The organism is Vibrio sp. Vb1127 (assembly GCF_033338735.1).
GTDB lineage: Bacteria > Pseudomonadota > Gammaproteobacteria > Enterobacterales > Vibrionaceae > Vibrio > Vibrio alginolyticus.
Genome location: NZ_JAWOTF010000012.1, coordinates 105,360 through 129,824 on the forward strand (window position 1 = coordinate 105,360; position 24,465 = coordinate 129,824).

At 41.6% G+C, this 24,465-nt stretch carries 20 protein-coding genes; 11 read left to right on the forward strand and 9 right to left on the reverse strand.

What is annotated here, in order from left to right; all coding sequences use genetic code 11:
* The 5 genes from R7H07_RS16460 to R7H07_RS16480 all read right to left on the reverse strand — a co-directional run bounded on the left by R7H07_RS16460 (nucleotide 1) and on the right by R7H07_RS16480 (nucleotide 10,778).
* A complete protein-coding gene (locus tag R7H07_RS16460; protein ID WP_206959700.1) occupies nucleotides 1–2,796 on the reverse strand; it encodes a DEAD/DEAH box helicase in 2,796 nt (931 codons plus the stop codon).
* Nucleotides 2,796–5,582 (reverse strand): DNA methyltransferase, encoded by a 2,787-nt coding sequence (locus R7H07_RS16465; RefSeq protein WP_206959703.1) that lies wholly within the window; start codon nucleotides 5,580–5,582, stop codon nucleotides 2,796–2,798. The genes R7H07_RS16460 and R7H07_RS16465 overlap by 1 nt, the downstream gene beginning before the upstream one ends.
* 62 nt (nucleotides 5,583–5,644) lie before the next feature.
* On the reverse strand, nucleotides 5,645–9,370 hold the full coding sequence (locus R7H07_RS16470; protein WP_206959706.1) for a DUF6079 family protein: 3,726 nt from the start codon (nucleotides 9,368–9,370) through the stop codon (nucleotides 5,645–5,647).
* Nucleotides 9,367–9,876: a BREX-3 system P-loop-containing protein BrxF gene (brxF, locus tag R7H07_RS16475; protein ID WP_129147715.1), complete on the reverse strand. Its 510-nt coding sequence runs from the start codon at nucleotides 9,874–9,876 to the stop codon at nucleotides 9,367–9,369. The genes R7H07_RS16470 and brxF overlap by 4 nt, the downstream gene beginning before the upstream one ends.
* Nucleotides 9,873–10,778: a WYL domain-containing protein gene (locus R7H07_RS16480; protein ID WP_206959715.1), complete on the reverse strand. Its 906-nt coding sequence runs from the start codon at nucleotides 10,776–10,778 to the stop codon at nucleotides 9,873–9,875. Before R7H07_RS16480 ends, brxF begins: the two co-directional genes overlap by 4 nt.
* A gap of 169 nt (nucleotides 10,779–10,947) precedes the next feature.
* Between R7H07_RS16480 and radC the strand changes: the two genes are divergently transcribed.
* Genes radC through R7H07_RS16495 form a run of 3 tightly spaced genes read left to right on the forward strand, consistent with a single transcriptional unit; the run spans nucleotide 10,948 to nucleotide 12,340 of the window.
* Nucleotides 10,948–11,415 carry a RadC family protein gene (gene radC, locus R7H07_RS16485; protein WP_206959717.1) on the forward strand — a complete coding sequence of 156 codons (468 nt, stop codon included), beginning with the start codon at nucleotides 10,948–10,950 and terminating at the stop codon, nucleotides 11,413–11,415.
* Nucleotides 11,412–11,858, forward strand: a complete 447-nt coding sequence (locus tag R7H07_RS16490) for a DUF2787 family protein (RefSeq protein WP_206959718.1) — start codon at nucleotides 11,412–11,414, stop codon at nucleotides 11,856–11,858. Before radC ends, R7H07_RS16490 begins: the two co-directional genes overlap by 4 nt.
* 38 nt (nucleotides 11,859–11,896) lie before the next feature.
* Entirely contained in the window at nucleotides 11,897–12,340 is a 444-nt protein-coding gene (locus tag R7H07_RS16495; RefSeq protein WP_206959719.1) for a DUF2787 family protein, read from the forward strand.
* On the opposite strand, the gene R7H07_RS16500 is transcribed toward R7H07_RS16495, so the two are convergent.
* Entirely contained in the window at nucleotides 12,337–12,555 is a 219-nt protein-coding gene (locus tag R7H07_RS16500; protein WP_206959720.1) for a helix-turn-helix transcriptional regulator, read from the reverse strand. The two genes, R7H07_RS16495 and R7H07_RS16500, sit on opposite strands and share 4 nt — an antisense overlap.
* A gap of 77 nt (nucleotides 12,556–12,632) precedes the next feature.
* Between R7H07_RS16500 and R7H07_RS16505 the strand changes: the two genes are divergently transcribed.
* Together R7H07_RS16505 and R7H07_RS16510 are read left to right on the forward strand one after the other, a co-directional pair.
* Nucleotides 12,633–13,622, forward strand: a complete 990-nt coding sequence (locus R7H07_RS16505; protein ID WP_206959724.1) for a GTPase family protein — start codon at nucleotides 12,633–12,635, stop codon at nucleotides 13,620–13,622.
* 107 nt (nucleotides 13,623–13,729) lie between these two features.
* Complete coding sequence (locus R7H07_RS16510) at nucleotides 13,730–14,176, forward strand: hypothetical protein (RefSeq protein ID WP_206959726.1); 447 nt, start codon at nucleotides 13,730–13,732, stop codon at nucleotides 14,174–14,176.
* Nucleotides 14,177–14,216: 40 nt separating this feature from the next.
* Here R7H07_RS16510 and R7H07_RS16515 read toward each other — a convergent pair whose 3' ends face one another.
* On the reverse strand, nucleotides 14,217–14,858 hold the full coding sequence (locus R7H07_RS16515; RefSeq protein ID WP_206959729.1) for an inovirus Gp2 family protein: 642 nt from the start codon (nucleotides 14,856–14,858) through the stop codon (nucleotides 14,217–14,219).
* Between the two features lie 181 nt (nucleotides 14,859–15,039).
* Nucleotides 15,040–16,107, reverse strand: coding sequence for a helix-turn-helix domain-containing protein (locus R7H07_RS16520; protein WP_206959731.1), 1,068 nt, complete (start codon nucleotides 16,105–16,107; stop codon nucleotides 15,040–15,042).
* Between the two features lie 141 nt (nucleotides 16,108–16,248).
* On the opposite strand from R7H07_RS16520, the gene R7H07_RS16525 reads away from it, so the two are divergent.
* Nucleotides 16,249–16,809 (forward strand): hypothetical protein, encoded by a 561-nt coding sequence (locus tag R7H07_RS16525; RefSeq protein ID WP_206959733.1) that lies wholly within the window; start codon nucleotides 16,249–16,251, stop codon nucleotides 16,807–16,809.
* Between the two features lie 638 nt (nucleotides 16,810–17,447).
* Nucleotides 17,448–17,933: a DUF6795 domain-containing protein gene (locus tag R7H07_RS16530; protein WP_064377308.1), complete on the forward strand. Its 486-nt coding sequence runs from the start codon at nucleotides 17,448–17,450 to the stop codon at nucleotides 17,931–17,933.
* 683 nt (nucleotides 17,934–18,616) lie between these two features.
* Here R7H07_RS16530 and R7H07_RS16535 read toward each other — a convergent pair.
* Nucleotides 18,617–19,180 (reverse strand): porin family protein, encoded by a 564-nt coding sequence (locus R7H07_RS16535; RefSeq protein ID WP_005381668.1) that lies wholly within the window; start codon nucleotides 19,178–19,180, stop codon nucleotides 18,617–18,619.
* A 398-nt stretch (nucleotides 19,181–19,578) separates the two neighbouring features.
* Here R7H07_RS16535 and R7H07_RS16540 point away from each other — a divergent pair, with 398 nt between their 5' ends.
* From R7H07_RS16540 to R7H07_RS16555, 4 genes are all read left to right on the forward strand, one after another.
* Complete coding sequence (locus R7H07_RS16540; protein WP_065274214.1) at nucleotides 19,579–20,460, forward strand: LysR family transcriptional regulator; 882 nt, start codon at nucleotides 19,579–19,581, stop codon at nucleotides 20,458–20,460.
* 120 nt (nucleotides 20,461–20,580) lie between these two features.
* Entirely contained in the window at nucleotides 20,581–22,116 is a 1,536-nt protein-coding gene (locus R7H07_RS16545) for a bifunctional GNAT family N-acetyltransferase/carbon-nitrogen hydrolase family protein (RefSeq protein WP_005381670.1), read from the forward strand.
* Nucleotides 22,117–22,320: 204 nt separating this feature from the next.
* The gene (locus R7H07_RS16550) at nucleotides 22,321–22,908 is read left to right on the forward strand and encodes a DedA family protein (protein WP_005381671.1); all 588 of its coding nucleotides are present in this window, start codon (nucleotides 22,321–22,323) and stop codon (nucleotides 22,906–22,908) included.
* A gap of 180 nt (nucleotides 22,909–23,088) precedes the next feature.
* Nucleotides 23,089–24,456: a Na+/H+ antiporter NhaC family protein gene (locus R7H07_RS16555; protein ID WP_005381672.1), complete on the forward strand. Its 1,368-nt coding sequence runs from the start codon at nucleotides 23,089–23,091 to the stop codon at nucleotides 24,454–24,456.
* Nucleotides 24,457–24,465: the final 9 nt, after the last annotated feature.

Consider the following 24,465-nt stretch of genomic DNA (forward strand, 5'->3'; position numbering starts at 1 on the left):
CTATCCTTTAATTTCAAACACTAGATGAAGGTTTAACTCAGGGTATATCTCACGCTTTGCATCAATATCAACCTTCCATTGACTGTATTCAATATCCAACTGACGCATTCTATAGCTCTTAACTTCTGGCAGACCTATTCGTTCAATCGCATTTCTTCTGGCTTTGAAGGAATACTCTCCTTTCTCAACGCTAAGTTCTAGTTCGTTCAAATGCTCAGCTAGCATGGAATCAAACAAAATTTTGCCTTGGACCTCAGCAGACTCTCTAAGCAATTGATATGCTTTTTCAGGTTCTGGATTTGAGCTTAAGTCGGACTCGAGAATATCTGAACATATTGCATCCCACACTCGATTAGATGCGGTAGAGAAATACTGGCCTGCTGTATTTATATAGATTGGCAAATACTGCAATTGACGTTCATCCTGACCAGAAAATCGAACACTCCATAGGGACCAATAACCGGTCACACCGGAAGGCAGGGAAGAAACTCGCACAAGAGGTATATTTTGGACTTCGCTCCAAATTGGTAAGTGTGTGCTCAAGCCTCTCACCTTTGGGTTTTCAAGAGTAATGTGCTTTAACCCTGGTGTTTTCTGTGCTTCCTTACCAATAAAAGTAATGTCTTCCCAGTTAGCGCCATCTGGCCATTTAACACATATCGATCCATTCTCAGCACGAGTAAATGACGCATCCGCACCTTGAGAGCTCTTGAAACTTAGAAACTGACTCACCATCTGCTCAACCCAATACGGCAAAGGGTGATCAATAACTTTCTGATAATCACTTGGATTTAGCGACTTACCATCTGAAAACAAACCGTCTTGAGAACGTTTATCTCGAGCTCCACCCTGAATCACTTTCAAGGCTTTCGCTAATTCCTGATCCATCGTTGCCGGGTTCGATATGGATTCCATAAAGAGCTCATCAAAGAGATGATTTGCCTCGGCTGAGTCAAGTACGTCACTGGTTTTATCTACTCCGAATTCATCTAAGATGACTTGAAGCTTCGATTCCAGCACATCTCGCACTCTATGCTCTACAGAGTCTTCCAGTACAAAGTTTAGAGCTCGCACGAGATGGGGCTGGCCAATACGATCAACACGTCCAATGCGCTGCTCCATTCTCATCGGGTTCCAAGGCATATCGTAGTTTACAATGACGTGACAAAATTGAAGGTTTAAACCTTCACCACCCGCGTCAGTAGAGATCAAAATTCGCGTATCACCAGCAAACGAAGTCTGTGCTCTTTTCCGCTCATGCATATCCATAGAGCCATTAAGCGTGACAACACTGATCCCCCTATCGGTAAAGAACTTCGTTAGCATCTGCTGCGTTGGCACAAACTCAGTAAAGACCAACATTTTTAGTTCAGGATCTTGCTCTTCTTGTTGAAGTTGATAGAGCCAGTCAATCAGTGCTTCTGCTTTAGTATCACTTTCTTTGGCGACGCATTCATTAGCAATATTCAACAAACGCTGTACATCAGCTTTCTCGTCTGCCAACGCTTGCTTGCTTGTTGCAATCAACTCATCTAATTGCGCTTGGCCATCAAGGTCCGCCCAGTCATCGGCAAAAGCTAGCGGAAGCTCATCTTCAATAACAGTATTCTCGAGTGACTGTAATCGCCTAGACAATGTCATTGCAATTGCTGCACTACTCGAGCTAACAAGGCGCTGCATCAAGATCATCAAAAAGCCAATAGCGTTTTGTTTTTGAGCTTTTGCTTGGTTATAGCCTTCTTTTACATACTCAGTAACTTCTTCGTACAAGTGTCTCTGTAAAGCATGTTTACTTTTCCAGGCCACAGGAATTAGCTCTGTCTTTCTAGGCTTAAATAATGGCTTACCTGTTCCGTCTATTGATATTCGCTTTTCAGTTCTTACGACATAGGGCTGAACACGTTCTTTCGTAACACTCGAAACATCAGGAAAAGCCTCTTTATCAAGTAAGGCCATAAGTCTGTGAAAAGCGTCACTCTTGCCTTGGTGAGGAGTTGCCGACAGCAGCAATAAATAGGGTGACGCTTCGGCTAAGCCTTGCCCTAACTTATAACGAGCAACGAACTCTGTACTGCCACCTAATCGATGCGCTTCATCAATGACAATTAAATCCCAACCAGCAGACAACAGATCATCGAACCTATGCTTGTTGTACTCATGAACTTGCTTAACCGACCAGCCTTTTCTGCTCTCAATTGGCTTTATGCTATCAACCGGACAAACAACCAAATCATGCCGAAGCCAAACATTGTCATTTTCATCGACAGGTTTATTCTCCCCGGGGATGAGCAGATGAAATGATTCCCCAAAGTGAGTACTCATCTCACTCACCCATTGGCTTACCAAGCCTTTAGGTGCACACACTAAGATTCGTTTAGCCATACCTCTTAGCTTAAGCTCTCGCATAACCAAGCCAGCCTCGATGGTTTTACCAAGCCCTACTTCGTCAGCAAATAGATAACGCACTTGCTTGCGCGACATCGCTTTGTCGAGTGCTTTCAATTGGTGAGGCAATGGAATGACATTTGATTCTACAGGAGCAAGCAGAATATCCTCTTTTTGAGCATTCGCAATTTTGGCTGCGATACCAATGTAAGAGAAAAAATGTGGGCTAGGCGATTTATCCATAGAAGTTTTAGACAAATCATCCGAAGAAACTTTTACAACGCTATCTTGTTGTTGGAGCCAAACACGATAAAAGCTCTGGCCCCAAAGGCCAGAGCTTTCTATCACTTTTACATATTGTTGATGGGCCTGACTCCAAGCCCAATCACCGACATTTAAAAGTGTTGCCATTACCACTCATCATCCTCGGTAGAGGTTAGTGTTAATGCGTTATCGTAGAACATCAACAGCTTCTCATCTTCCTGGAGAACCGCGGGTGGAATTTTTGCTGAGATATCCAAAATGGTTTGGAAGTCTTGAGCTTCCCAAGCAGTATTAAAACCAGCTCGTAGTGCTTCAGCACGTGGTTGCTTGATTTTTTTCTTAGATTCTTTGTAGGTTTCAAACTCTTTGAGCAGTGCTCGGAAGCGAACTTTCTCTAAATCCGCAGCTTTGTTTGGATCTGGTACGAACCAACGGTCTTTAGCTTTCGCAACAAGTTTAGGATCGCTCTTATCTAAGCCACGCATATCCTTGAAGTTAGTAGACAGATAAGTATGGATCTGAGATGGAACTTCATCCATACCATCATATTTGAGGAAGTTATGTTCTAGTATCTCTCTCAACTCTAGCAACTGTTCATTTTTGTTCCAGGATGTAATTTCACGTAAGAAAATAGGCTGAATATCCTGCTGAGTCATAGGTTTAAACTTTAGCATTTGCTTAAGCCATTCAATTGTACTAATTTCATCCTCAATTAGTATACTTAACTGAGTCGGGCTATTGGTATTGCTTCGTTTCTTATCGTAAACCGAAACTTGGTCAGCTAAAAAGAACATTCCATCCCTTTCAACATAATCTACAGATAACCTTTGATGAAATTCTGAAGCCGAAATTGGAACTAGCTTATTATGCTTAATAAACCAAGCAACGGTTCTATCAAACAGTACTTTAGCAGAACGCTCAGGCATAAAAGAAATCTCACCACTCTGAGTCTTCACTATAGGCAAAAACTCTAAATGAGCTTTTACAAAATCCCACACTGCGACTTCGCTACCATCGGATACACAAAACCTTTTTTCTAAATCGCTCGTCGGTTTATATGCTGAAATAACGAGATCTTGTTTAACTGCAGTTGTTGAAGTAACCTGCCTGTAACTACCTTGCTTTTTATCCAAGGCGGTTACCTCTGCAACGACAAAGCCAGCTTGCTGTAAAGCAACCTGAATTGCATTCCATACAGCCGCTTTGCTATTTGAAAACACAACAGTCATCCAATGTCCTTCTTTCAATACTCTATAGTATTCCTTGAAAGCTAATGCCATTAATCTTTGATAATCAGATATTTCTTTTTTTCTGCAACGATCGACTATTGCCTCTTTTTGAGCATTAGTCGTTACTTTATGCCATGACTCAACAAGGTAATTCAAATCTGAATAATATATATTTTCCCCAAACGGTGGATCGGTAAATATGTAGTCTATTGAAGAATCACTGACACCTAAACTCGTAACGCTACCACATGAAACTACAGCATTATTGTACTTAGGCTTGAAATCACTAAATACCTTACTTAACCTTTTTAACTTATTCTCCAAGTTATATCTAGGTGATGGTTCTGCGTTTTGGGAAGGAACGTAATAGACCCCTGTTAAATACTGATTGACGTGCGAATAAGCTCTCAAACGATATCTATTCAAAAGAGAAAACCCCCAAATAGATTGATCTAACCAATATAATAAAAAGCTTCTAATTCTATCTGATGGATAAGCATTTGCTTTACTCCATAAAAGTGAAAGGCTTATCAGTGCTCTTTTTTCAAAAAAATGGTGTACATGAGTAATCCCTGAGTAATCCATTCTCGCTCTTTCATGAGTCATATGCATTACAGGTAAAATATGTTTCGGGAAATCACTTTCAATTCTGGTATTTTCTATTAACTTCAAAATACGAAGATCATTCTCGTCTGGTTCTTTTTCTACTCTCGACTTACCTAACTTATAACAAATTAAGACCGGTTCTCTTTTTATCACTTCAACATTATCATTAATCTCTAAGTCAAACTTGGAAACTAAAACTTTATTTAGTGACTTCTTATTTAAGCTCGCACTACAAGAAGGGCAATTAAATTCACTTTTAACAAGTTTATTTTCGTGATCGAGAGCTTCTTTGAAAAAGTTTATTTCAGCAGCGCAATGCGAGCATGAAAACACCTGGCTCCAAACAGTGTACTCGATAGGAACTTCCGTCTCACCATCAGAGTGTAATGTCGTGTACATCCAACCCAGTTCTCTTCCAACCTCATCTAACAAGTCTATCCCTGCTTGAAAAAATTCATTGGTGTTAAACGGAGTATTATAGTTTGCACCTATAAAACTAGCTGCAGGAGACAAATCATTGAGAACTACTTTTCTAGCTCCCCATTCCGGAAGTTCTCGCCCCTCCTGCACATTTTGCTTCTCTATCTCGTTTTTAAATTCAGCTGTTGGTTTTTGACACCACTGGGCCGCTACCCCGGTCATACCTGAACCAGAAAAACCATCTAACACAATATCGCCTGGTTTTGTGTAATGCAGGATTGAGGGAACTATCGCTTTATGTGGTACTTTTGTATGGTATGAGTGAGCCATGTATAGAGGGTCTGTCTTACCAACAGATACATCCACCGAAACAGGCTCACGGTGATACTCTTCATCAGTTATAACTTTCTCGGATTCCCACTGCTTAACAAGTTCATCCATCCATGGATTCGGGCATACCGTATAATATGGTGGATCAGAAAGCTCCAAAATGGCTTCATCGGTTCCAATAGGAAAGCCTTCAATCGATCTAAATTCTGGATCTTTTAATTTCTCACGCAGTTGTTCGATGAAATGAGTACGTCGAGCTTCATCACTCTCAAAAGTCATCCCCAGGCAATCTACTGGCCCAGAGTCTTTTTTTTCGTTTTCAGCACCAAACAGGTTTTCTTGATTCATTATTTACTCTCGATAGAAGCCAGTAACTCACACTGGCTTCTTGTGATTAGGTTAAAATTGGATTAATCAATAATGATTCGCACTTTGCTGCTATCTTTGCCTTTGCAATGCTTATTAAGCAGTTCATCAAAGCGAGCTTTAACATCATCCAATGTTTGCGGCGTTCCTTTACCTAAACTAGCAACTAAATCCATTGTTGAAATTTTCACTTCTTCTAAGCCAGAAAGAGCCTCATTTACACCAGCAATAAACTCTTTACTCACTGGAGTTGATAAACTTCCCGAACCAATAAAAGCATTGATTTCACCGCGTTGGACTTCGGACAATAGATCCAGCTGCAAGAACGGATCAGCTAGCGTCGATTTTAAGCTTTGGGTCCACTCAGACAACATCTCGGTTAACTGCGTATCTAACTGAGCTAAACGTTCACTTGCTGAAGCTTTACTTCCCTCACTGCGCGGTGAGAAGTTAACTGGGTTTGGCGTAAACTCAATTGTTTTAGGGTCTATCGACTCCGCAACTTGCAAAGACGCCCAATCTGACCTCCATTGCTTAACCTGCTCTGCAGGAAGTAATGAAATACCAGACAATGCTTCTAACGTTTGCAGACGTTCATCGCCGATCAGTGCCACTTTCTCTTTATCCTGCTCCATTGTTAAACGAGCCGATTGGTACAAAGCAACATAGCGCTGAATATACGCTTTTTTAAGCTGTTTCAGATTTGCTAGCTGCGCTTGCTTAAAGCTTGACTCTAAGCGTGTGGTTTTATCTTCAATACCATCTCTAAGTGCTAGCGCCGCATCTCGCACATCAGATTGCCACTCATCATTCTCATCAAGAATGAGCTGAGCTTCTTTAAGATATTGAGCGTATTCGGCGAAGCTATCCACCACTTCCGAAAGTTGGTTAAAGCTCTTCCACTCTTTCAAAGTTTCTGCGTGCTCTACAATTGACTCCGCCGACTCTTTGAAGTTCTTGAGTTTACCTGGCGTATTGAAACGCTGCAGAGACTCAAGGAATGTTTTCGTTTTACCCAAACGATCTGCTAACAATGTCGCTTCGTTTTCAGCAAGGACATGGTTACCCCACAACATAAGTCGATGTTTTACAAGCTGCTGATCGTTAACGAGAGACTTAACTAACTTTTCAATCTCTTGCCCCATAGTACGGACAACACTATCATCACCTTGCTGGATTGAAGTCGCTAAGCCCTCATTCATCCCAAGTAATTCAAGGACAGCTTTAATAGCACTAACATTAAAGTCTTTTGGTACTTGGATGTGTTTGAAGTTTGTCAGTGTTTCAAAGTCGATCCCTTTGAGTGCATCAACATCACTTGCCGTAATGACTTTGCCCACTACCGATAGCTCTATCTCCCCTGCATGAACTAACGTTGCCAAAATCACAAGTAGCCATTCAGGCTCCAATCTGTAAGTACCTGGTTTGAAATATAGGCGAGCGTGAACGGCCTCTAGTAGCTCACTTTGGTTAACGACTTGACCATGGCCTTTTGCTGCGAGTACTTCTAGTACTGCTTGAGCATAACGTGAGCTTCTTGGTTTTAGCTTATCGCCATCAAGTAATTCAAGTGCATCAAGTACAGCGGTAGCACGTTTAGTTGCAGCGCCACCAGCTAAATAGCTCAGTACATCTTTACTTGCGACACTGATTGTATCTTCAGTAATACGCTGTGAGAACTTAGGGTATTCTGGCGCAAGAGACTGGAAGTAACCTTCCAGAATAAAGCTTGCTACCGCTTCAAAGATGTCTTTCACACTGCCATGGTCACTGTCTGCAATACCAGTGATATCGCGAACAGTTGCTCCCTTCAACCAGTCCATGATGGGCTTAGACTTACCATTGTATTGGACTTCAAATGCGTCTTTGATATTGGCTCGAATCCATTTAATCATCTCACCAAGATAGCCGTCCGCTTTGATCTTGTATGTCTGCTGTGCACTGCCTGTCGCTAGTGCACGTAACGCTACAGATGCCGCATAGTTCTTTAGAGATTGATTAAACTCTTCACTACGGTTCTTTAGAACAAACTGCACTTCATCTTCACGGATAAACTCTTTCTTTTGCTTCGGTGGGTTCTCAGGCTGAATGAAGTACATGTAGTAATCTAACTGAGGTTTCGCGGTTTCACGCTCGTTAGGAGAGCCAAGGAACAGCCATCCAGGACGACTAACGTTTCTGTCCAACCACTTCAATTCATGCTGCCACATCGCTGTTTTTGATTGTTGAGAGTCTGTTTGCTCTAAGATCTCTAACATTGCCGCTCTGTAAGCAGAGTTGATGCTATCTGGGGACAATCCTGCAGCTTTTGCTTCAATATGTGCATCAAAGTCTTCGGTCTTTTTCAGATCCAGATAAAACTGATCGTTGGTTTTGTTCTTAGAGAAAAACTGACCATTAACAGTACGGCGAACCTTAGTTAGCACAGTGACAATGTGATTCTCCAAGTTCTTACTCTTATCGCCAGGCATGATCTCGATGTTCTTCAAATACAAACATAAAGAGTCACGTAGTTCAGCTGCTGTTGCACCCATCTCTGCATAAATATCGCCTACCGCCATACGGTGGATCGCGAGACCTGCTACCAATCGTTTGGCAAACTCTTTCTCACCTGGAGTTGGGTACGCTTGATCAATGCGATCTACTAGAAGCTCACCTGTTTCAATGACTTGACCAACCTCAGGGTTAGTCTTCATGCTTGGCTCACTGCTTAGCTCGTTCCAGTAGGTATCGTAAGAAAAGATCCCCGGTACATCTTGAGGCACTTCGTCTTCCATCAATTCTTTCATCTGACGGGAAAGACTTTTCAGTACTTGACGATTTTCAAGACCGGCCATTCGCACTCGTTCGAACGTGTTGATGTAATCTGGGTGCACAGGGAACATACGAACAAACTCGTCTAAACGCTCGTTCATTTTGTCGTAATAAGGCGTAAACTTTTGCAGATATTCGCGAATCCATTCCTGTTGCTGGGCATCTTTCTTTAGCAGACGTTCAGCAACGACATATTTGATATCTTCACGAGCAATCAGTACTTGCTCTGCACGGTCACGAATTCGTTTTACTTCCTTAGATAGAAACTCTAGCTGCGTGCTATCAAAAATCGCTTCCTGAACACCAGCCATAAAGCGGAAGCGTGTACCATCAATAACCTCACCGATAACTCGAAGAATCGCGATGTCTAACGGTAGCTCCTGTTCATTTCGAGAGCGGAAATAATCTAGCATCTCATCACAAACCAAAAGCAAACCATGATCTGGATATTTTTCATGGAATGTGGCCATCATCTCTTCAAAATAAGGTTTGTGGTTTGAAGAGATTTCGGTCATCGGAGGGAATTCATAATCCACTCCCATATCGGCTAAGCCATCAGTCAAGTTTTGTGTAACGATATCAGTCAGCGCCATTTTTGATGCACCGATTTCGAATCGAATAACTTTAAACTTACCCGCAATCTTGTCTGCTGCACTGCGAACAACATCATTTGAAATATGGCTTGCTAAATCAGGGAATTCTGCGACTGCGGAGATAACAGACATCAAGTGAGATTTACCTGAACCATAGTTACCCACGATCCAAAGCGCTTTGTTATCGACTGACTCTTCATACTGAAGTTGTTCGATAATGACATTACTCAGCTTCTGAGACATCTTGTCTGAGATTACATATGACGAAACCAAGCCTACTGCTTTGTCATGGTCACTTGAGGTCTTAAGCTGAATGTTTGCTGTTACAGATTCGAACTGAATCAAGTCGCCGTACTTCTTCATTTCATTACTCCGTTGCAGGCGTCGATCACCTGGATATCGTTTAATTCTTTTAATGGATAAGTTTTATAATCTGGTTTACCTGGTTTGGAGTAAACCACTGACGTTTCTGTTATCTCTCCGGGCCATATGGCTACTACAGTCTTAGACTTAGCTATCCCTTTTAATAGCCTCATAGGGTCATTATCTAAAGCTGGCTCAAACAACACATCGAGCTTTGTAAGCCAAACAGAACTTCCGCAATCATTGGCAATTTTGTCAACTTCAGCTTCAAGTCGCCTAACTCTCTCTCTAATCGACAAACTAACTAGCTTACGAGCAAGCTCTTTTGAGAGGTTAACGAAACCAATAGAGTTGTTGAGAATTTCAGCCTCAATTTCGCGACGAAAATCCTCCGGGATTACCACAAATACTAACTTGAAGGAGCGATACTCTGCTTCTAAACATGCATTTTGAACATGTTGTAACAATTGCTCTGTCAGGCGAAAACTAGTAATAGATGTGCTCATGAGCAGTCCTTACCATCTAGACCACGTTTATCAACCTGATAACCGGGTGCCAACTGAATGTTTTCGACACCAAAAATCGATTCTACTTCCTTGAGCGCTAAATGATATTGGTTCGAATCAAGAACATGCGTTCTTGAGCAATCCACCGACCAATAACGGAGAAAATAACCAGCTAGAGCTGCTCGAATTTCAACTTTAAGCTCTCCATCAATCATCGCATAATCAAGTTCTATCGCTTCTTTAAATGAAGCACTTGGGTGTGGTATTAGTGTTAAATCGACAACCCTGTTCCACTGCTTATCTGAAGCTCGGGATTGATTTTCGCCTATTGAAGTACTTACGATGGATAGCTGCTTGAAACGAGTTGCAACAAAATCTCTAAAGCTTGATGAATCACGGTCATACGCTCGGACATGCCATCGCTTACCATTATTGACTAATGCATGAGGAACAATAATTCTCTTCTTACATCCTGACGACAAAGACACGTATTCGCATTCAACTGCTGACTTTTGAGTGATCGCGCGCATCAGTGTCGAAATCACATCCGCATTTGGGTGGACAAGACTCAGATTGTCGATACAAGATGAGCTGTGCACTACAGGCGATGACATTCCATCACCAAAACCTTTAGCTAAACCGTACAGGATAGATTCTGGTTCATGTTCAAACAGCGCTTGAAAACTATCTAACCGATGGTAAGACTTTGTCTGGTGGATCAGCTCCATATTCGCCGGAGCCAAATCCTTATACGTCGCGAAGTCCCTAGTTGCTGCTGCTAAACCAGTCTGAAACTTATCTATAAGATCCGCTCTACTAACTTCACCAAAATAATTCAAACTAAAGTCTATGAAAGCCAACCTTTCGCGCTGAGCATGAGAAAGCTCTTCAAGTTTTTTCATTTGAAACTTATGTTGTTTATCACTGTTTGCAATATACAACACCACACAGAACCATGCAATCAAAATGATTAGATCATGATATCACTATGACTCCTTCTTTTCTGAAACAATTCTTAGATATATATCATCTTCGTGCACCTACTACTTAACTCATTCTAAGGAGTGTTTCATGCACGATAACAACTACTATTTTGATGGTCCCGTCACCGCTGACAGGGTGCTCGACGCAGCCGCAGAAATCCTTGCAGCACGGGCCCTCCGAGGCGATCAATATTGCAATCCAGAACTCACTAAAACCTACCTTTCTTGCAAATTAAAAGCCTATGAGAGAGAGGTCTTTGCTGTAATGTTTCTTGACAACCAACATCACCTTATTTCATTTGAAGAGCTTTTCTTTGGCACCATTGACTCAGCCAGTGTCTACCCTAGAGAAGTGGTAAAAGCCGCATTAAAGACAAATGCCGCAGCAGTCATCTTTGCTCACAATCACCCTTCAGGGGATGCAACACCATCACAAGCTGATAAGCGAATCACTCAAAGACTAAAAGATGCATTAGCTCTGGTGGATATCCGGGTTCTCGATCATATTGTCATTGGGGATAGCGCCGTCTCTTTTGCAGAAAGGGGGCTACTATGATTCAGAAAAGATATGGAGACATTGCCTTAAACGATACCTTTCATCATTGCTTACTCGCGATTATCAAGCAGTATGATATCCCTAGTCATGCTCAGCGAATTATTCTTAACTGTAGAGAAACAAGCTACTACAGAACCAAAGAAGGGCTACATCCTGTTGAAATTCAATTCTACCGAACATCCCTATCTACTCCCTGGCAGCTTGTCTGCTTAACCAGCTTCTCCTACTCAGGAACCCAAAGCCTAGAATTAGAACCTGAGCTTTATTTTCATTTACCTAACCTTTGGTGCTACCAGCCAGATTGTGGGTCAGTAAGTCTTGAACACCCAAAAATCCAAACGCTATTAAAAGCATGGATGCAAACCTTAGCCTGTCATTTAACGCACGGTAATTATGATGATATTGAACTCACAATGACCAATACATTTGAAGCCACTTTGTAAACCGAACCCACGTTATCACCAACATTAGGAAACGTAATATGTCGACTCTAAACTTTGCCCCGCCATCTCTACCAGTATCAAAGCAACTCCAATCATTACTTAGTCAATACTGCCAAAACACCTTTCCTTTAGAAGAAACCAAGACCACCAGCTCTACAATCACAATTAACTTTCGAGACAAGAGTTATAGTGCAGAGGAAGGGGGTTACCATCCTGTAGAAATAAGCCTCAACATAAAGGAAGACCACACGCTAGACATTCTCTACATCACTGACTTTGCCTATATGGGTAACTACTACCCAGAACTAGAACGCTGCATAGACTTTGATTTTGGGAATCAAGTGGTCTTTACAGTGGCAACCGGGTGGCAAAGCATTCGCTCTGAAGGGATTGATGAACTTTACAAAATGTGGGAACAAAACTTTCTACACTACATCGAAATAGACTGCTTCGATGAGATAGTCGTGTCACAACCGCGTTAAATTTCTAAAACTTGGTTTTCCACTCTTCCGTTTGCTCCGTCTCGTACTGAGATCTTTTCAAGAACCCAATCTTCAACCTCACTTTCTACCCATGCCGCACATCGATAACCAAGCGGGACAGACTTAGGAAACTGACCAGCATTCATCAACTTATATACATACGAACGGCTCAAGCCCGTCATTTTAGTCACTTCTTTCATTCGAATTAGTCTCATTTTTCTTTCCTCATGAATTATTCGTCATAAGGAGGGAGCTAGTTGTAAATTTTCCGGGCTCACACTAAGGAGCACTTATGTCCGATCATAAAGACCTATTCACCACATTAGAAAACGAGATACGCCAAGCTCCCATGAGCGAACGTACTCGCGAAAAATTACTCAATAACCTTAAACAAGTAAGAACCACAGAACTCAATATCCTAATCACAGGAGCTACTGGAGCCGGGAAAAGTTCTACGATAAATGCCCTATTCGACATGGCGATTGCAGAAGTAGGTACAAGCTGCGAGCCACACACCCAGGGGATCAGCCAATACCACCTAAACAATCTGGTCCTATGGGACAGCCCTGGCTTGGGGGACGGAGTCGAAGAAGATGAGCAACACGCCCGCTTACTGGAAAAGACATTGAGAGCTAAAAACGACCAAAAGCGCTTAGTCATAGACTTAGTCCTTGTCGTTCTTGATGGTGGCTCACGTGATCTCGGAACTCCAATAACTTTAATCAACGACGTACTTATACCTGCATTAGGAAAAGAGGCTCAACACCGCCTAATCATTGCCATCAATCAAGCGGACAATGCTCTAAAAGGAAGCCAAGCCTGGGACCACAAAAACAATACCCCTACGTCAGCTGCAAAAGCTCATCTAGAAGCCATGGTGAACTCCATTCATCGCCGTGTACTACGGGCTACAGGAGTTTACTTAAAACCGATTTACTACGTCGCTGGTCACTATAATGGCACGACCAAACAACGCCCCTACAACCTCTCCAAGCTGTTGTATCTGATTGTTGAACGCCTACCAAAAAATAAACGGCTCCTACTAGCGAATCGTACACTTTCCCCTCGACATGAGAATTGGAAAGACAACGATGCCAGTGATTACAACAAGAAAACCAGTTTTAGCTTATGGGAAGCCATCTTCGATACGACAACTAAAGGTGCAGAGTATGGGGAGGAGATAGGAAGCATCTTTGGCACCACAGGCCAACACATTGGGAAAGTCATAGGAGGCACGCTAGGAGCCTGCCTAGGTGGCTTGCGTTACATCTTCGGCTGGTAGGTAGTCTCATACAGCCCAACCTCACAAACCAACAACCTCTTCGACACAAGTTGTCGTAGCCATCTTTTAGTATCAACTCATTGAATAATAGATAAAGGATATCTCTCATGAAACCTATTGTACTTACCGCAGCACTAACACTGCTTATGACCTTAACTGCATCTGCTGAGGGCTACAAAGTCGAATACAAAGACATCAACACCCGATGGGGACCAAAGACGAAAATATTTGTAACGTCCCTCTTTGACTACTCAACTGTCTTCGGTATTGAAGTTAACCGAGGTAACTGTGAAGTCGCTAGACCTGAAACACCAAAGATTACCGTCAACAAGAATAAGTACAGTCAATCTGAAGGGTTGCTCAAAAACATGAGCAACCCTGATTACAAAAAGCCATCCAATAATAGCAAGTCTGGTGGTGTGGAATGGCTTCCTTATCCCGAAGTCGATTTGAAGTACGGGGAGTCTACTGGTTATGTCACAACAGCGCCCTGTAGAGTCCTACAAATCGATATTCACTCTAGTGAAGGTAGCTACCGCTTTAATGCGGATTAAACACCTGAAAGGCCACAGGGGCCTTTCTTTTTTTGTCTTCTTACTTACGACTACTGTGGAAGTTTTTTCCTTTATCCCCAAAAGGCTTACTTTCAAGTTTTGCTAAATAGCTGACACGGTAAAAAGCCTGATTGTATTGGTTGTAAAAAGTCTCCGTATCTAGTCGCTTATTAATTTCATAAGTACCGTTATTAGGGAAAAAAATCGCACCACTTGCTTGCCCGACCGTAATACCGATTGCACTTGCCCAAGCCTTAGCGACCATCCCTGAAATGTATTCACCCGTAAGGTCATCGTAAGGCCCTATTCCTTGAAAAACATCACCATTTAGCAATACGGCTACGTGATAGTGAGGATACACTGAAGTGACCACCTCTCTACACCAAATAAATCGAGGTTGAGAGTGACGATTGTGTTTCTTACGTTTTAGGTAAGCACACATGATCGCTTTGAAGGACTCTTGGAACTTAGTAATCTGCTTGCCAATCACCCTATCAATCGGATAGCTCAGGGGGTAATGTAAATCAAATCGTATAAGCAGAGTTCGAGGGTATTGGTTTAATGCATAGTCAAATGTTAGCTTCGTTGAGTGCAAGTAATCATTATCAAGACGACCGTTATGTGAGTTGCAGCTTAATAGCATACCGTCTATGTAACGCTTGTCTGTACCGTAGTTGTTCATTTCTATCATTCCTATTGGTTAGTGTTCTCCATAGGTAGATAGGTTGTTGTAATTAATTAGATAAGATTAAAGGTAATAATATTATTACCGACAGTTTTTCATCCCTGACCTTTAGTAAGGTTCCTTTGCATAGTAAGGGATGATCTTAGGTACAAACTTGTAAATATTGCTCTGATAAAAACTAATCGGTAAAAAGCAACGCTTTATCATTTGATGAGTTGTACCGTAAACTTAGGTGACAACGTTTCAGTTCCGGCCTCACTGATTGCATGTAAAAAATCTCATCACAAATTTTCTTAGCCCGATGAGAGAGCAGCTCTATCATCTCAGCTTTATATTTGTCGTTAACCTTCACGTTGGTAAACCCAAGAGCAATATACCGTCGATAGAACTCAATTGTACTAGAAATTGATAGCTTGCCTTTGTTAAGAAGACCTACAAAATGTTTCTCTACCAGGTAATCAATTTGAAGTGTCATATTACTCGTGACTTGTTGCTTGTTAAGCCAATAGTAAACAAACCCCTCCAAAGACCCTCCTCTCAGGACTTTGTTTTGAAAATCATAACCCCGACCGCTAAAGTCCATTAACGAAACTATCGTATTAGTTCTTGGTAAATCCATTCTCAAAACAATCTTAATTTGAGTCTTTCCCAGACTCCTAAGATCCAAAAAGTACACAGCCCGATGCTTGCCTATCAACTGATGGGAAATCCCCGGAATATAGTATGAAAGTAAGCCTTCTTGCCTAAGTTTTTTCACTATTGATTGGATTCGATTCATCGTACACCCCATCCAGTAAGACAGCTCACTAAAACTAACAGAGTCTACCGTTCCAGCTTGATCTGCTTTACTTGCTAGGAGTATTAACAACAGTCGGTTTGCTAATTTCACTCTTCTAGAATTAGTTAAACACAAGCTTTGCAACCTCGCTTCAACAAAAGGTTCAAAATTCCATTTCAATGTTTTGTTCCATAGCGGAAACAGTTCAAGGTTGATTTTGTAACTAGAAACAGGCCTCCCTGGCTTTCTAGGTTCTGTGGAGGTTGAAGCATGCTCTATTATTCCAAGCTCTTTTAGTTGAAACAGACTCTTCAATATTTGAGGTTTACTAACTCCGTAATCCCTCACCATATCCAATAATGGTTTATTGTATTTTTTGTGGTTCTCAGCATCTTTGAACATCAAAATCAGTAGCATCTTTGATTCAGCATCCAACTTAGGAATGTGATGATAAAGTATAAATTCCAATTCAAACCTCAATTAAAGTCACATTTGAATGGTATTTATAACAATAAAAAGGACTATGTCATGTGACATAGTCCTCAGACATAGTCATAAATATCTCGTAATATTAACATTTACAATCCATATGCAACATGGCAAATCACTTTGAGAAAACTAAATAAATTTAGCTACAACAATGAAGATCATGTTAGTTGGTTAGATGACTATCTGCGGAAAGTTGATAGACTTCCATTAGTACAAGAACACTATTTTATCCTTGTGCTTTCAGGTGATAATAAAACTATAAAAGAGAAGTTCGAAAATTTAGTAGAAGCACTCCATAATAGCGCTGAAGGTAGGGAGATCTGGCGACGTTTAAACAATGCATGGCTCAAAAAACTAAGAAGAGATAATGCTCGCACCAATGGCACTAAGTTCTATAGTTTTGAGCTAAGTACTGAATTCGAAAAAAACCTTAAAAAGCTAAAAAAACTCACCGGTAACAGCACATATAGAGACATTTTAGAGTCACTGGTAAACAACACTTTAATAGAATTTCAAAATAATCAAGATTTGAATCAAGAGACAAAACCAATCAGCTCACCCAATATCAACAATCTTGAACAATTTGCTGCAAGTCTGGAAAAATTAGCCCCGGAAGAAACCGGAGAATTACAATCCAAAGCCGAAATGCAAAAAATATCCACCGATCATCTGAGGTTCTAGTCCAGCCCTAACAATTAGCAGTATCATTAGCAGTATTTAATTTATCAAATAAAGAATAAAAGCTATAAAAACAAATAGATAAAGACTTAATTCAGATGACGCCAGCCCACCAAACGTTTGGAAAAGGCCACCTTCGGGTGGCCTTTTTTGTATCAACTAAAATAGTCTCTTTTTTCAAACATTCATGCTTTCTGAAATCTTACTACATGGATTACCGCATACCTTTGGCCCATGTAGGTTTACAAACTCGTTGAGTATTAATCAGTAAACAAGAAGTTCATAAGTACTAATCAAAAAGGCAGAGAGCATGGTACTAAAAGCCCTGTAACTTAAAAGTCTTCTGCTTACCTATCCTTTCTAAGAGATAACTAGATCTAAGTCTAAAGTCTATACTCATCTCCCTCGATGAATTGATTGATGTATTCATTGTTAGTCCCTACTCGCTTGTTTCATTACAACTCTATAGATGTAATGACTACAAACAGTAGTTACAAAAAATAATGTAACTCTAATCACAAAGTAACCTTAGATATTGAACAGAAACACAACATATATAGATTTTTAAATTTCAAAATGAAAATATTGTTGTGAAAAATTAAGTTGCTGGAATTATTACAGTCATATTAGTGAGCATTGTAATGAATTTTGAAGAAAGTAAATTGAATGACGAACACGTTAATCAATACACACCGCAAATCAATGGTGTGTTAACAAAGAAAGGAAAACCCCTTAGTAGTCTGAAGGTTAGCCTTAGTATTGGTTTAAGCACGTCAGGGAAATCAATAGACTTATCAACATTCACAGACAGTACTGGTCGCTTTGAGTTTTCTCCAGTCTATGAAAATAAAAACATCATAAGCACTCCTCTTATTGAACACTATGTAACTATTGTTTTAGTCGCAGAACTCAGCAATGATGAAAGTACTATTATTTGGGAAGGAAGCTTTGATGGTTATAAAATAGAGGATTACGTAAAAAATAACATGGCTAACCTTGCTTGTGACACTGAGAACCCTCTTAAGTACTTTGCTTTTTCAATTGATGATGAAGAAAACGATGACTACTACGTGAACAGCCAATGTAACTTATTTGGTTATATAGACTCTGACTTGTATGGAAATTAAATAATGCACTCATGATGCAACTCCAGTTCCTATGTCTCCTCTTTGGCCATTCATTCACGGGGGCATTGAGTATCGGTTAGAAGGAGGTTCTGGTATCGACTTCCACGCTCATGGACTAGAAAAAAATCTGTTCCGGGTTATGTCAATAACGCTACAAGTAATGAGTGATCGGCACTACAATCTAAGCCTTAAACTTATCTAGAACGCAACGTATTTCTTGACTTCAACAATAGATATAACGCTCGGATGACTGATGGTTGGGTAAGTAAAATAGTCTCTTCAACTTTGACTTTACTAAGAATTTCAGGTCTGGGTCATATAATACAACAGATGCGACCGTAGGCCTTGCTACTTGGGTTCAATTAGCTAATTTCAGAGCTAAAAAATGAACGTAACGAACACGTACGCGGTATTATAGGCCACATAAATGTAATGTCAGGCAATGCGGAAATTAACCTATCTAATATTACTTGTAGAGCAATAAAGCTTTGTTTTTCAAGGTTAGTAAAAAGGCTAGACAGTCATGCTAGTAACGTATTAAATACCCTGGAGTAACAATAAAATAAATTAGCCATCGTTTTATATATACGCTTCATCGGTCTTAAATTATTTGAATGATAAATAATAAAAGTGCGAAGCTATTTTGCTTCGCACTTTTATTGAGTCCAGCACGGCTAACTATATTAGAAGCGATACTCTACACCTAGTGATGCTTGGTTAAAGTCTGTTTCCGTGTTTGCACCGTTCGCGACATTCTCCGCATTGAGTTCTACGTCGTACCACATATATTCTGCGTTAACTAAGAAGTTATCAGTAACTTTAAAACCCACACCGGCACCAGCGAATACACCTTCATCATCTTTGTTGCCTTGGAAGCCCGCAACGTTGTAATCCGTCGAGTACCACATTTGACCGCCTTTTGCGTAAAGGTCGACACGATCAGCAATGGGAGCGGTAACTTTTAGAGCCGCGGTATAGCCGTCCGTTTCGGCATTTGCTAGGTTATTACCATAGCTACCGAAATCAATGTAACCACCCTCCAACGCTAAGTAAGGATTAAAACGGTAACCAACTAAACCTTGAATAACATCGCTGTCATCATCAAAGTCATCTTGTCCATCAACTTTTAAGTAACCGTAGTTGGCGCCAACATACACACCATGATCGTTGGAGTCCGCAGCATGTGATAAAGTACTAAACGTTGCTAAAGAAAAAAGGCTAATCAAAGTAACAACATTGCTTTTCATTTCGTTCTCCTAATATAAGTTCCATTGAAGGTTCGAATAGTAAAGAGCAAATGCAATGCCAACTTTAAATTAATGAAAAATATATTTAATTTTATAGAATACTGACAATCCTCTAAAGATCGCCGAACAAAAATAGAAAAAAAGAGCTGTCTGTTTACTTTATATAAACAATACTAAATTGAGGTTAATCGCTGATGTGAAAAAGATTCTTGTTAATTTGTAGATTTTTCAAAGAAATTAAATAAACATCTAAAATACTCTTATAGATTAATCAGTCAAAAAATGCTTAGCTAGTTTTTATAAGAAAGGAAGCTAATCACACATACGTTGCATCTTACTTTGCTTCAAGCCATGAATATTCTACTCTTTGCCTAAGCAGAGTTTAATGGAACTGAAGTATGTTAAAAGGCAGTGAATACCCTTCTATTCGAGCATTAAGGACGTTTGTCGCGGTCTCTAATTACCTCAGTTTCTCTAAAGCAGCGGATGCACTATGTATTACGCAAAGCGCAGTAAGCAAACAAATCGCATCGCTGGAGCAATTGGTGGGTTTACCTTTAATACAAAGAGGGGCGAGTGGTATTGAGTTAACCGAAGAAGGCAAGCGTTATCTGCCGCAAGTCACAGAAGCTTTGGAGCTTATTCAGCATGCAACTGCCAACTTAATCCAGTCAGATTCAAAGCAAGAATTACTCACCGTGGACGTAACCCCTTCTTTTGCCAGTCTTTGGTTGATACCTAATATTGATGACTTCCACCAGCAACATCCTAACATCCGAGTAAGAGTCTGTACCGGGGATGGGAACGTCAAAGATTCGAGCAACGAAAGTGACTTACATATTCGCTGCCTTCCATTATCCACACATTATGAATACAGCCACTTACTGTGCGAAGAAACATTGTTATTAGTCGGTTGCACAAATGCTCCTGCAATTGAGAGTGTGCACGCTGTTAGTAATTATCCGTTTATACCTCAAATCACTCGCCCTCAGCTATGGGAGCAATTTAAAGCGGTCTACACTGTAGAATCTCCCGTTACCTATCAACCTGTAGGCGTCGAACATTTTTACCTAGCTTGCGAAGCTGTCAGAATGGGAAAAGGGCTCGCCTTGCTTCCTGATTTTATGGCGCAGTATTCGATTTTAAGAGGGGACATTCAGCATGTTCTCAACCTCTCTTTACAGAGCGGTTATGGTTATTACGTGATGATTCCAAATTATCGACTTTCAGCTAAAAAAGTAGTGGCATTTCACGAATGGCTGAAGAGCAAGCTAAGTTAATGTTGTTTCTTTAAACTCGTTTAGGTAAACCAAAACAACTCAAAGACTTCGGTATCTGTCTGCTCAAATTTATGGCATTCTCATCCATACTATTTAAAAAGGATAAATGGATAGTAGGATATGGACAGCAACACGCCAAGACTCTCTTTACGCACCATTGAGCCGACCGATTACCCAGAGCTCGCGGAATTAATGGACCTTGTTTTTCCTGATGTTGGTGGCTCATGGCCACGCCTGACCATCATGGATCTTATTCATCAGTTTCCTGATGGACAAATCTGTATTGAGGACAACGGAAAAATTGTCGGCGCAGCGCTAACAATCAAAGTGGACTACAACCGATTTTCACTTCCTCACCTGTACACCGACATCATCACCGAGAACAACGTCATCCAAAACCAAGTGACCGGTGACGCCATGTATGGTCTCGATGTATTTGTTCACCCGGACTACCGTGGGCTGCGTTTAGGTCGCCGTCTGTATGATGCGCGTAAAGAACTTTGCCGGAGTAAGAATTTCAAAGCAATTTTAGCCGGTGGTCGCATCCCGAATTACCACAAATATGCTGACGAACTGAGCGTGGCTGAATACATCGACAAGATAAAACGCCGTGAGCTTCACGATCCTATTTTGTCTTTTCAGCTTGCAAACGACTTCGATGTCAAACGTATTATGCGTGGTTACTTGCCAGAGGACAGTGCTTCTAAAGGCTACGCAACTCTGCTGGAGTGGGATAACTTTTTCTACGAAGAGGATATTCAATCCGTACACGATGTAGAAAAAACACTGATTCGGATTGGTGTTGTGCAATGGCAAATGCGCGCCATGAATGACTTAGAGGACTTGCTCGATCAGGCTGAGTTCTTCATCTCTTCTCTTGCGAACTACAAAGCCGATTTCGCCCTATTTCCTGAATTCTTTAACGCGCCGCTGATGGGCTTGCAAAACGACCAAAATTCCGTCGAAGCAATTCGCTTTTTGGCTAGCTTTACAGAAGAGATCAAAAACCGCTTCTCGCAGATGGCAGTCACCTACAACATCAACATTATTGCTGGCAGTATGCCCGTCATCGAGGATGGCAAACTGTATAATGTGGCCTACTTGCTGCAACGAGATGGTGAAATTAACGCTCAATATAAAATCCACATCACGCCCCATGAGCAAAAAGACTGGGTGATCGACGGTGGTGACAATGTTCAAGTGTTCGAAACCGATGCGGGCAAAGTCGGCATACTGATTTGTTATGACAGCGAGTTCCCAGAGTTGGGAAGAATGCTCGCCGAACAAGGCGCACAAATTGTGTTCGTTCCTTTCTGGACAGACACAAAAAATGGCTACCAACGAGTACGAATCTGTTCCCAATCACGAGCCATCGAAAACGAATGCTACGTTGCAATTGGGGGCAGTGTCGGCAACTTACCTCGTGTTGATAATGTCGATATCCAGTACGCACAATCTGCCGTATTCTCACCGTCGGATATCTATTTCCCGCACGATGCGACCTTGACAGAAGCAAGCGCCAACACCGAAATGATAATCTTCGCTGATGTTGATTTGACTAAGTTGAAACAGCTTAATACCGAAGGCTCTGTCACCAACTTACGTCATCGCCGCCTTGATTTGTATGGCGCATTCACCAAAGCCAAAGAGTCATAAGGATCTCCCTAGTTCGCCGCTACCAAAGAGCGTGGCGGCGAGTAAAGCCAGCTGCAGGTTGATTCTGCGCAATTATCAGAGGCATGTCAGTTTTTCTCAACGGTGAGAAACAAGAATTGACCCAATAGGACATTCGGAGTATCACTCCAACTTCGTTCCGCTTTTATTAGGGGAAAGCTTTTGGAACATATTAACGAACTTCTCGTGTCAATGAAGCCTTTGCTTGAGCAATACGGCTACGTTGCGCTGATTGTCAGTATATTTCTAGAAGGGATAGGTATCCCGATGCCTGGTCAATCACTGATGATCGCGGCATCTTTGCTCTCGTCAGAACAAGTCATGAACCTAAGTATGGTAATGATGGTATCGTGGCTGAGCTGCTTTTTGGGTAATACCTGTGGTTACCTAATCGGCTATTACTTTGAAGGCTGGTTGGATAAAAAAGGCTACATTTCCGGCCCGAAGATGCAAACGCTTCAATTGACTATCCAGAAATACGGCCCTACGTGCTTGGTCGTCAGCCGCTTTATTGAAGGAATGAAGCAATTTATGCCTCTTGCATGCGGTATCGCGAAAATGCCACGTAGAGAGTTTTTGCTCGGTAACGCCCTCGCGGCGACGGTTTGGGTATTGGTATTCAGCTTGTTAACTCACTTTGCATTTGAACATTTAAGCGTGTTGAGCAACCTGTACACCGAATACAAATATCTGGTATGGGCATTTGCTGCTGTCTTATTTACGTGGATGGTTTTAGGTATTGTTAAACGCAAAAAAGCCAAATCAATGCAATAACGACAGTCTCTTCATTAGCGCATAACTAAAGCTCGTGGTATCAGTGAGATACGCAACACGAGCTTTTATCTTTTTCTTTACGTGTAAAATTTAAACAGCCATTTAGACGTCTAGACGTTGACAATGTAGAAATGTGATATTAGTCTGCTCTTCTCTCTTATCATTAACATTGTCGTTTACATGTCCGGTTCCCAACAAACTACTAAAACAGTTGCACCGTCTGCGGTCGCACTGATCCCATTAATTGTATTCCTTGCGCTATTTATTGGCGTAGGCACTTACTTATCTTTGCAAGGCGTGGAATTTGCCTTCTACCAGCTGCCTGCACCCATCGCGGTATTACCAGCCATCATCATTGCGTTTCTTTTAAGTAAAGAGAAACTTAACCGCTCAATCGAACACTTCATGCGTGGTGTTGGCCACCCAGACATCATCGCAATGTGTATGATCTATCTGCTTGCAGGTGCCTTTGCTGCGGTAGCAAAAGCCTCTGGCGGTGTTGATGCAACAGTGAACCTTGGTTTATCCGCTATTCCAACCAGCATGATTTTACCGGGCATTTTTCTGATTTCTGCTTTTATCGCAACAGCAATGGGGACTTCGATGGGTACCATCGCAGCCGTTGCCCCCGTAGCGTTGGGTATTGCTGAATCAGCAGGAATGAGCTTACCGTTAACCGCAGGCGTTGTACTGAGCGGCGCTATGTTTGGTGATAACCTTTCTATCATCTCTGACACCACCATCGCGGCGACACGCTCTCAAGGTTGTGAGATGAAAGACAAGTTTAAAGAGAACATTCGTATTGCTTTACCTGCGGCGTTGATCGCGATTGCAGTGTTCGCTTTCAACAGTACTGCGACTCAAGTGCCTGCAACTGGCGATATTGAGTGGCTAAAAGTCTTGCCGTACATCACTATTTTGATCCTAGCGGTATCTGGTGTGAATGTGTTTGTGGTTCTGTCGATTGGCATTCTTTTGGCTGGCGGCGTGAGCTTGGCATCGATTGACAATTACGGACTAACTAATCTAGCCCAAGACGTATACAAAGGCTTTGGTAACATGCAAGAGATCTTCTTGTTATCCATGCTGATTGGTGGCTTGAGTGAACTGATGCGTCGCCAAGGTGGTCTTGCTTTTCTAACAAATTTCGTTAGTAGCCTTATCCACGCGTTTGGCTCTAGTCACTCTAAGCATGCGAACAGTCGTGCAAGCGAGCTAGGTATTGCAGGTTTGGTATCAATGGTCAATGGCTGTACGGCAAACAACACCGTAGCCATCATTGTATCGGGCAGCGTTGCTCGCCAACTGGCGGAAGAGAATAATGTCTCTCCTCGCCGCTCAGCAAGCTTGTTAGACATTTTCTCATGCGTGGTGCAAGGCGTGTTGCCTTACGGTGCTCAAGTACTACTGCTAGGTTCCGTGTTCAACCTCTCGCCACTTGAAGTAGTTGCCAATTCTTACTACTGTTTTGCATTAGCGATAGCGGCTGTTGTCGCGGTGTTTATCAAACATCCCGCTCGTCAACCTGTAGCGCAAACTGAGAACTAACGACAAATA